The organism is Kitasatospora sp. NPDC040550, assembly GCF_055594965.1.
In genome coordinates, this window is record NZ_JBVIWC010000023.1 from 157,158 (window position 1) to 164,191 (window position 7,034).

8 protein-coding genes and 1 pseudogene are annotated in these 7,034 nt (G+C 68.5%); 4 read left to right on the forward strand and 5 right to left on the reverse strand.

What is annotated here, in order from left to right; genetic code table 11:
• Positions 1-6 precede the first annotated feature (6 nt).
• Positions 7-1,236: an MFS transporter gene (locus tag ACZ58X_RS29795; protein WP_470336681.1), complete on the reverse strand. Its 1,230-nt coding sequence runs from the start codon at positions 1,234-1,236 to the stop codon at positions 7-9.
• Positions 1,237-1,305: 69 nt separating this feature from the next.
• Here ACZ58X_RS29795 and ACZ58X_RS29800 point away from each other — a divergent pair, with 69 nt between their 5' ends.
• Positions 1,306-1,881, forward strand: coding sequence for a CGNR zinc finger domain-containing protein (locus ACZ58X_RS29800; protein ID WP_470336682.1), 576 nt, complete (start codon positions 1,306-1,308; stop codon positions 1,879-1,881).
• A gap of 158 nt (positions 1,882-2,039) precedes the next feature.
• Here the strand turns inward: ACZ58X_RS29800 and ACZ58X_RS29805 are convergent.
• A pseudogene (locus tag ACZ58X_RS29805) lies at positions 2,040-2,330 on the reverse strand (ATP-binding protein); the annotation flags it as partial.
• A gap of 226 nt (positions 2,331-2,556) precedes the next feature.
• Here ACZ58X_RS29805 and ACZ58X_RS29810 point away from each other — a divergent pair.
• Both ACZ58X_RS29810 and ACZ58X_RS29815 read left to right on the forward strand, forming a co-directional pair.
• Positions 2,557-2,883 carry a putative quinol monooxygenase gene (locus ACZ58X_RS29810; RefSeq protein ID WP_470336683.1) on the forward strand — a complete coding sequence of 109 codons (327 nt, stop codon included), beginning with the start codon at positions 2,557-2,559 and terminating at the stop codon, positions 2,881-2,883.
• Positions 2,880-4,118, forward strand: a complete 1,239-nt coding sequence (locus ACZ58X_RS29815) for a helix-turn-helix domain-containing protein (protein WP_470336684.1) — start codon at positions 2,880-2,882, stop codon at positions 4,116-4,118. Before ACZ58X_RS29810 ends, ACZ58X_RS29815 begins: the two co-directional genes overlap by 4 nt.
• A 6-nt stretch (positions 4,119-4,124) precedes the next feature.
• Here the strand turns inward: ACZ58X_RS29815 and cyaB are convergent, their stop codons facing one another.
• The 3 genes from cyaB to ACZ58X_RS29830 are packed head-to-tail and all read right to left on the reverse strand — an operon-like array spanning position 4,125 to position 6,436.
• On the reverse strand, positions 4,125-4,709 hold the full coding sequence (gene cyaB / locus ACZ58X_RS29820; RefSeq protein WP_470336685.1) for a class IV adenylate cyclase: 585 nt from the start codon (positions 4,707-4,709) through the stop codon (positions 4,125-4,127).
• Complete coding sequence (locus ACZ58X_RS29825) at positions 4,693-5,310, reverse strand: HD domain-containing protein (protein ID WP_360238635.1); 618 nt, start codon at positions 5,308-5,310, stop codon at positions 4,693-4,695. Before ACZ58X_RS29825 ends, cyaB begins: the two co-directional genes overlap by 17 nt.
• A gap of 13 nt (positions 5,311-5,323) precedes the next feature.
• Positions 5,324-6,436, reverse strand: coding sequence for a helix-turn-helix domain-containing protein (locus tag ACZ58X_RS29830; protein ID WP_470336686.1), 1,113 nt, complete (start codon positions 6,434-6,436; stop codon positions 5,324-5,326).
• Positions 6,437-6,677: 241 nt separating this feature from the next.
• On the opposite strand from ACZ58X_RS29830, the gene ACZ58X_RS29835 reads away from it, so the two are divergent.
• Complete coding sequence (locus ACZ58X_RS29835) at positions 6,678-6,851, forward strand: hypothetical protein (protein ID WP_360238631.1); 174 nt, start codon at positions 6,678-6,680, stop codon at positions 6,849-6,851.
• The last annotated feature ends 183 nt before the right edge of the window (positions 6,852-7,034 follow it).

Sequence of the window (7,034 nt, forward strand, 5' to 3'; positions counted from 1 at the left end):
CGGCGGTCACCGGGTCGTGCGCGGAAGCAGGAGACAGGCCCCGGCGGCCAGGACGGCAACCGCGGTGACGGCGAGCCAGACGCCCGGGCCACCGTGCAGGGACTGGAGCAGGTGGGTACCGAGCCCCGCACCCAAGGGCGAGCCGACGGCCCCGGCCAGGCCGAGGAGACCGAGGGCACGGCCGGTCCTACGGCGCGGGGCGGTGGTGACGGCCAGTTCGTCAAGGCTCGGCCCGATCAGCATCTCGGCGAGGGTGGCGGGCACCGTGAACAGCAGCAGTGACAGCCAACCGGCGTGCGGCAGCAGGGCGAGATAGGCGACGGCGAAGGCCACGAAGCCAGTGACGAGCAGGGTGCGGGGCGGCAGGTGCCCGAGGAAGCGGCGCAGCAGCGTGTACTGACAGAGCAGGACGAGGGCACCGTTGAGCGTGAAGACCACCGAGATGGCCTCGGCGCTTCCGGTGAGGGCCTTGGCGGTGAGCGGGATCACCGAGTTGAGCTGGCTGTAAACGGCCCAGTAGGCGACCGCGGCGAGGAAGAGGACGACCGGCCCCCGTCGGCCGGCGGTGGTGGTGGTCGTGACTGTGGCAGTCGTGGTGGCGCTGGGCTCGGACGCCGGCCGGTCCTTGGCTTCCCCCTTCTCCTCCTTGGCGAGGAAGGTCAGATGGAAGCCGAGGACGAGATGGGAGAGCACGGCCGCGGCGAGGATTGTGTCGAAGCCGAGCGGGTAGGCGACCGCGCCGAGAGCCGGTCCGAGGACCACGCCGACGTTTCCGAAGGTGGATCGCAGTGCGAGCATCCCGCGCGTGTCGTCGTGTGCCGCCGCCTCGGCGACCAGGCGGGCCTTGACGGACAACACCAGCAGTGAGCCGCCGATGCCGACGGCCGCGATGCCGGGCACCAGGGCCGGCCCTCCAGCGGCGATCAGCAGGTAGCCGACGATGCGGCAGGCGAAGCCCGCGGCGGTGGTGCCCCGGGGGCCGACGCGGTCCACGAGGAGGCCGGAAACCACCGAGAAGCCCTGGCCGCACAGCGAGAGCAGGCCTATCAGGAGCCCGACGCGCCCCACCGGGGTGCCGACGGCGCTCAGGTGCAGGGCGAGCAGGGGGAGGAACATGAACGTGGTGACGCCGGTGGCCAGGACGGTGACGAGCAGGGCCCGACCGGTGCCGGAGGTGCGGGACCAGGTGGAGGCGCGCGGGCGCGCCCGGGGAGGGGTGGCGGTGGCGGCGGACACGGAACTCCGTTACTGTCGTTTCCAGTTTTGACGGTGACGACTATGACGAAGGGATGCGTGACTGGTCAAGTGGATTTCGACAGTCACAGCACCGCGATGGTGCAGGGCGCGGCGGACCTGGTGAACCTCGCAACCCCCGGCCTGGCCCGGACCCGCCCCTACCAGCCCCCGCCGGAAGCCGAGCTGACCGAGCGCACGAACGCCGCCCTGCACGCGGCCGACCGCCACGCCACCCCACTCGACACCGCGGCAGCGGCGCGCCTGGCGGCCGTCGCCCCACAGCTGCGGGCCGTCTTCGAACACCTTGCGGCCGATGACGAGGACGGTGCGGTCGCAGCCGCCAACGCCCTGCTCGTGGAACTGCGCCCATTCCCCGTCCTGGAGCGACACCGCGACGAGCCGTGGCACCTGTACCACCGCAGCAGCGCCGGCGACGAGGCCTCCGACTGGGCAGCCCGCCTCGCCCTGGGGCTCGCCACCGCCCTGGGCAGCCGGTTCGCCTCCCGCCTCGGCCTGTGCTCCGCACCCGCGTGCGACCGCGCGTACGTCGACCTCTCCCGCAACGGCACCCGCCGGTTCTGCTCCACCCCCTGCCAGAACCGCGTCAAGTCCGCCGCCCACCGCGCCCGCACCCAGGGCGCCTGACCCGGCAGACGGACGCCACTACGCCACCCCATAGAACGAGTTGAGCCCGTACGCCGCCGTGGCCCACCCATGCGTGGGGCACGGCGCTTCGGCATTCGCCAGGTAGTCGAACCACACCACCTTGCCCACCTCCGCCGGCCGCCACCCCCACGCGTGCGCGAGGGCCTGGACGAGCAACAAGCCACGCCCGGTGGTCGCTTCGGATCCCGCTCCCGATACGGAAGCTCCGCACACCGATCGGCCACCTCCACCCGCACCCGCCCCCGCCCACTACGCCAGCGGACGGAGACGACACACCGCTCCCTCGTGTGCAGAAGCGCATTGGCGATGACCTCGCTCGCACACAACTCCACTTCCTGGAAATCGTCTTCGGTCAGCGGCTCCCCCCACTCCGGAGGTACTGCAAATCGGGCGGTGTTGAGCGGACTGACGATCAGATCCGACGCCATTGCTCCCCCATCCGTGCAGGTGGACGGGCGGTCGAAGTCGACGCCCGGCTCAACCCACAAGCAGTGACCGTCCGTCAGACGGCAGCGAAAGGGGATCCATGCATAGCTCTCCGCTACGTTGGCACCACCGAAAGTGGTCGCAGAGTTTCTGCGAGCCAGGGATCCCTGCTACTCGCAGTTCTTCACCGAGCCGTTTAAGGCTCAACCAACCAGGAAGGGGAGAACCATGGGATTCGGTCTTGTCGTTCGCTTCGTCGCGCACGACGCAACTGCCGCTCAGGCGTTCGATGCTCTGGCAGAGGAGGCACTCAGCGGCATCCGGGCGAAGGAGCCCGGCACCCTCGTCTACGTCAACCACGCGGTGGCGAACGACCCGCGTGTACGAGTCTTCTACGAGCTGTACACGGACCGCGAGGCATTCGAGGAGCATGAGCGCCAGCCTCATGTCCGCCGGTTCCTAGCCGAACGCGGCCAGTACCTCGACTCGTTCGAGGTCACGTTCCTGGATGAGGTCTCCGGCAACGGCGGCTCGGCCACCCAAACCGTCCGTTGAGCCCAGAGGAAAGGCGGGCCTTCGGCGCTCGGGTCGCTCAGCTCCGAAAGAGCCGCGGCATGAGGCAGGATCAACTTGCCGCGGCCATCAACCGGACAGCCAGCTGGGTGTCGCAGGTCGAACGGGGCGTCCAACCGGTTGTCCGCCTTGATGTTCTCCAACTGCTGGCGAACGGCCTCGGAGTTCCCCTTCAAACGCTTCGACCTGACGCCCCGTCTCTCGCTGTCACGACACCTGCGGCCTCGTATCAGGCCAACGACCTCGACCTGGCCCGACTGTCGCTCTCGGGGCACCCTGCTCTCGATGCGTTGCTCACCGATCAGAACCGGGGAGTCGACGATGATCCGGCCGAACTGGCCGACGCCGTCGAACGGCTGTGGCGACTGACCCACAGTGCTCAGTTCGCCGAACTGAGCACTGCCATCGCCGACATTCTGCCGAGGTTGGAGCGAACTGCACGAACCGCCGGCAGGGACGATCGCGCCGAGGTCCACCTGCTTCTCAGCCAGGCCTACCAGGCACTCGCAGCTGCTTTCGTTCGACAGGATGAGGCCGATGCGGCGTGGGTTGCCGCCGATCGCTCCATTCGAGCCGCCGAGCAGTCCGGCCGACCGCTGCACGTGTTCGCCGGCATCTTCCGGATGGCCCATGCCTTCGTCCGGCTACAGAGGCTGGACCAGGCGGAACACGTGGCGCAGAGTGCGGTCTCCGCCCTGCGAGTGCACACCTCGACCGGCGACCGGTCGCCGGAAGCACTGTCAGTCCTCGGATCGCTCCACCTGGTTCTCGCGTTGACCGCCGCTCGCGCCGGTCAACGCGAGCAGGCCCGGAAGGAAATCGGCTACGCCCGAGACATCGCCGCACAGCTCGGAGAGGACCGAAACGACTTCAATCTTGAGTTCGGTCCAACGAACGTCGAGATTCAAGCGGTCTCCACCGCCGTCGAACTCGGCGATGCGGGCGAGGCCCTGGAGCTAGGCCAACGCATCGATGCCGCGCAGCTCTCACCCGAACGAAGGTCCCGGATCCTCATCGACCTCGGACGGGCTCACGCTCAACGACGAAATCTCGGGGAAGCTCTCGATTGCCTTCTTCGCGCCGAGGAAGTGGCGCCGGAAAGCGTTCGAACCCACGTAGCGGCCCGGACAGTGATCCGTGAACTCATCCTCATCGCCGGCCGTGGCGCACCATCGGAGCTGGTGAAACTCGCCAAGCGCGCAAACGCCACGGGGTGACGCCAGCTACCGGCCCCGCGGACAGGATTGCCGCGCCGCCGCGACCGCCTCGGTGTAGAGCTCCGTGGTCAAGTCACCTTCTCGGATGCCGATTTCCGCCATCACGGCACGCACGAGAGCCAGTGCCGACGCGAGTTCGGCCTCCGCCTCCGCCACCGTCTCGACCTCGATGAACGTAGCGTCGTCCAGCTCGGGAACACGTACGAGCGTGGCCAGCACCCGGCGGCCATCGCGTTCGAAGGCGTAGTTACGGCACCGCTTCTCGAACGCGATGCGCGGCGCGAAGCCCAGGCCGCGCACGATGTCGTGCGCGGCCTCGGCGTCCTCGACCCTCGTCTCGGCCTCCGGCTTCGAGCCGGAGGCCTCGTCCACCCGAGCACCCTTGTAGGTCAGCACGGTGCGCGTGTCATCCGAGCTGTGCACGGTGCGGATCCGCAGTTCACGATCGGCACCCATCAGACTGCCGTCCGCCGCATCGTAGTAGGTGTCGCGGTAGACCTCCGCCCGGCCGACACCGTACCGACCCTCCAACTGCTTGAGCACGCCCTCCGGGTCGCGCACGACCGCCTTGAGCTCAGCCTCGATCGCCATCCTGTTCCCTCCGTGCGCCGTCGAGCGGCTTCTCACTGAGAGCAGCGCGGAGCCAGTCAAGGGAGTCGGCCGCCAGGACGGCATCGGCAAGGGCGTTGGCAGACTTCGTGGTGAGCCTTCCACGGCTGTTGTCGATCCATCGCTGCGCGTTGGCGTAACCCTGTGCCTTGTACTCGATGCCCTGGATCATGCACTCCAGCTTGTCCGCGTCCCGGGCGCACACCGCCTCCGGAGTTTCCTTCCCCTCGTACTCCGCGACAAGGTCCTGAATGGCTGAGGCCAGAAGCTCCGGCATGCCGGCGACCTGGTCGACCGTCACTGCCACCGGATCCGCGCCCGGCGCATACTTCTTACCCAGGTGATTGACGTCCCCGGTGCGCGTTTCCTGCGAGTCGTGCCAGACCGCGAGGAAGGCGGCCTGCGCTGGATCGGCACCTTCGAGTTTGGCGATGACCGACGCGATCAGCGCGGTCCGCCAGGAGTGTTCGGCGACCGATTCGGGATCGCGGACCCCTGCCATCCACCAGCCCGTGCGCTTGGTCTGCTTGAGCGTCCCGGCTTCGAACAGGAACCTCGCCACCGAGGTCAGATCCTCCGTCATCCTCCGGCTCCTCTCACGCCTCGGCAAGGCGAATCGCGTAGTGAATGCTCTCGAGCTCGCGCCGCCCCCGCCGCGAGAACTCCCCACCATCCAACATCACCGGAAGCCGTTCGCGTAGTGCCCGAGCTGCGGCTCCGGAGCGCAGCAGGTTCGGCCGCACTTGAAGCAGCGACCACACTGTGTGGATGTTGAGCTCAACGTACCCGTGCTGAGGGGTGAGACCCTGGGCAAGGTGGGTGAGGAGCTTGTCACCTACCCACGGGCCCGGCACCCCGGCCGCAATGAAGTCGTCCGAGAGTTCGAGAGACGGGACCTCACCGATCCAGTAGGCCCAGTAGTTGAGATTCGCAAGGGCCCCGTCCTCATCACCCAGTTCTGCGTCGATGAAGTGGCTCACGCGGTCGCGGTCGCCGTGGCGGGCGGAAACCATGGCGACAGAGCGGGAGTTGAGCCAGCGGGTGAGCCAGGTCTTCGGCTGCTCGATGCGCTGCTGATGCACGAGCCACTCTCGGGTGTCGCTGCGGTCGTCGTACCCTGCGAGGTACAAGGCCTGACGGCCTACGAGGAAGTGGTCCGTCCCCTGGGCTTCCTCGGCCGTCCGCCGCATGCTCGCGAAGAACCGGATCCGGTCGGCGCGGGCAAGCTCCGGCCCACTCGCCACCGGACCTCTTCGCGCACGCGGTGGGGCCGGCAGGTCCCGTACAGCCTTCGGCGCCGCTCCGCCGAGCGGCCACATGAGGATCTCCACCAGGTCTCGCTGCATCACCATCGAGCCGAGCGGGCTGCTGCGCGTCGAGGCCCGCTCCTCAAGCGCACCAGCGAGGAGGATGTCCGCCTCGAAGGCCCGTTCCAGCGTCTGCAGGAGAATGGGGGCCGTGCCCATCTGCATCAACCGGTGTCGATGTACGAGCATCTGGCCGACGGGCACGGCCGTGAGCGGACGCCGGCCGCTCTCCCAGCCGGCGATCGTGTCCGACGAGACCGCCAGGCGCTCGGCAAACTCGCCTTGCGTGCAGCCGTGCTGTTCACGTATCACCCGAAAGACGTACCCCGAGATCGCGCCGAATCGCGGATGTGAGGTCCGCCCCTGACTTGTGGTCAGGGTTTCCTGCCAGCTCGACCGCATGAGATCCCCCACCTTCGGGAGTTCGCGCCAACATACCTGTACTCGTGGTCACTTCACGCCGTGATCTCGGACACCTACCGTCGTAGAGGTCCCGATTGAGGTTAGTCGGATGCGCTCTCCACCGGGTCACGCAGCCATCGCCGACACGTAGTCGCCCGCGGGCAATCGAGCTCGGAGCACCCGGTGGGCCAGCACTACCGACAACACCACGACGAGCATCACGATCAGATGGGAGAACTCCATGGGATGGGGTACCGGCAAGGGCGGGAGCTCCGGCGGGAGCGGGGGGTCCAACGACGGCGGACAGGGTAAGCACGCGGGGAAGAAGGACTTCGGCAAGACCCCGCAGAACCAGGATCACCAGTCCGGAAAGTCCACCGGCAAGCACGGCAAGGACGGCGACAAGAGCAAGTGACCACTCACCAGCCCGGCTTGGAGCAGACAGCCCTGGGCGGTCTGCTCCAAGCGGTCTCCCAGTACCTCGGCCACGAGGTGGCCCCTGAGTGGCGGGGGGGGGGGGGGGGGGGGGGGGGGGGGGGGGGGGGGGGGGGGGGGGGGGGGGGGGGGGGGGGGGGGGGGGGGGGGGGGGGGGGGGGGG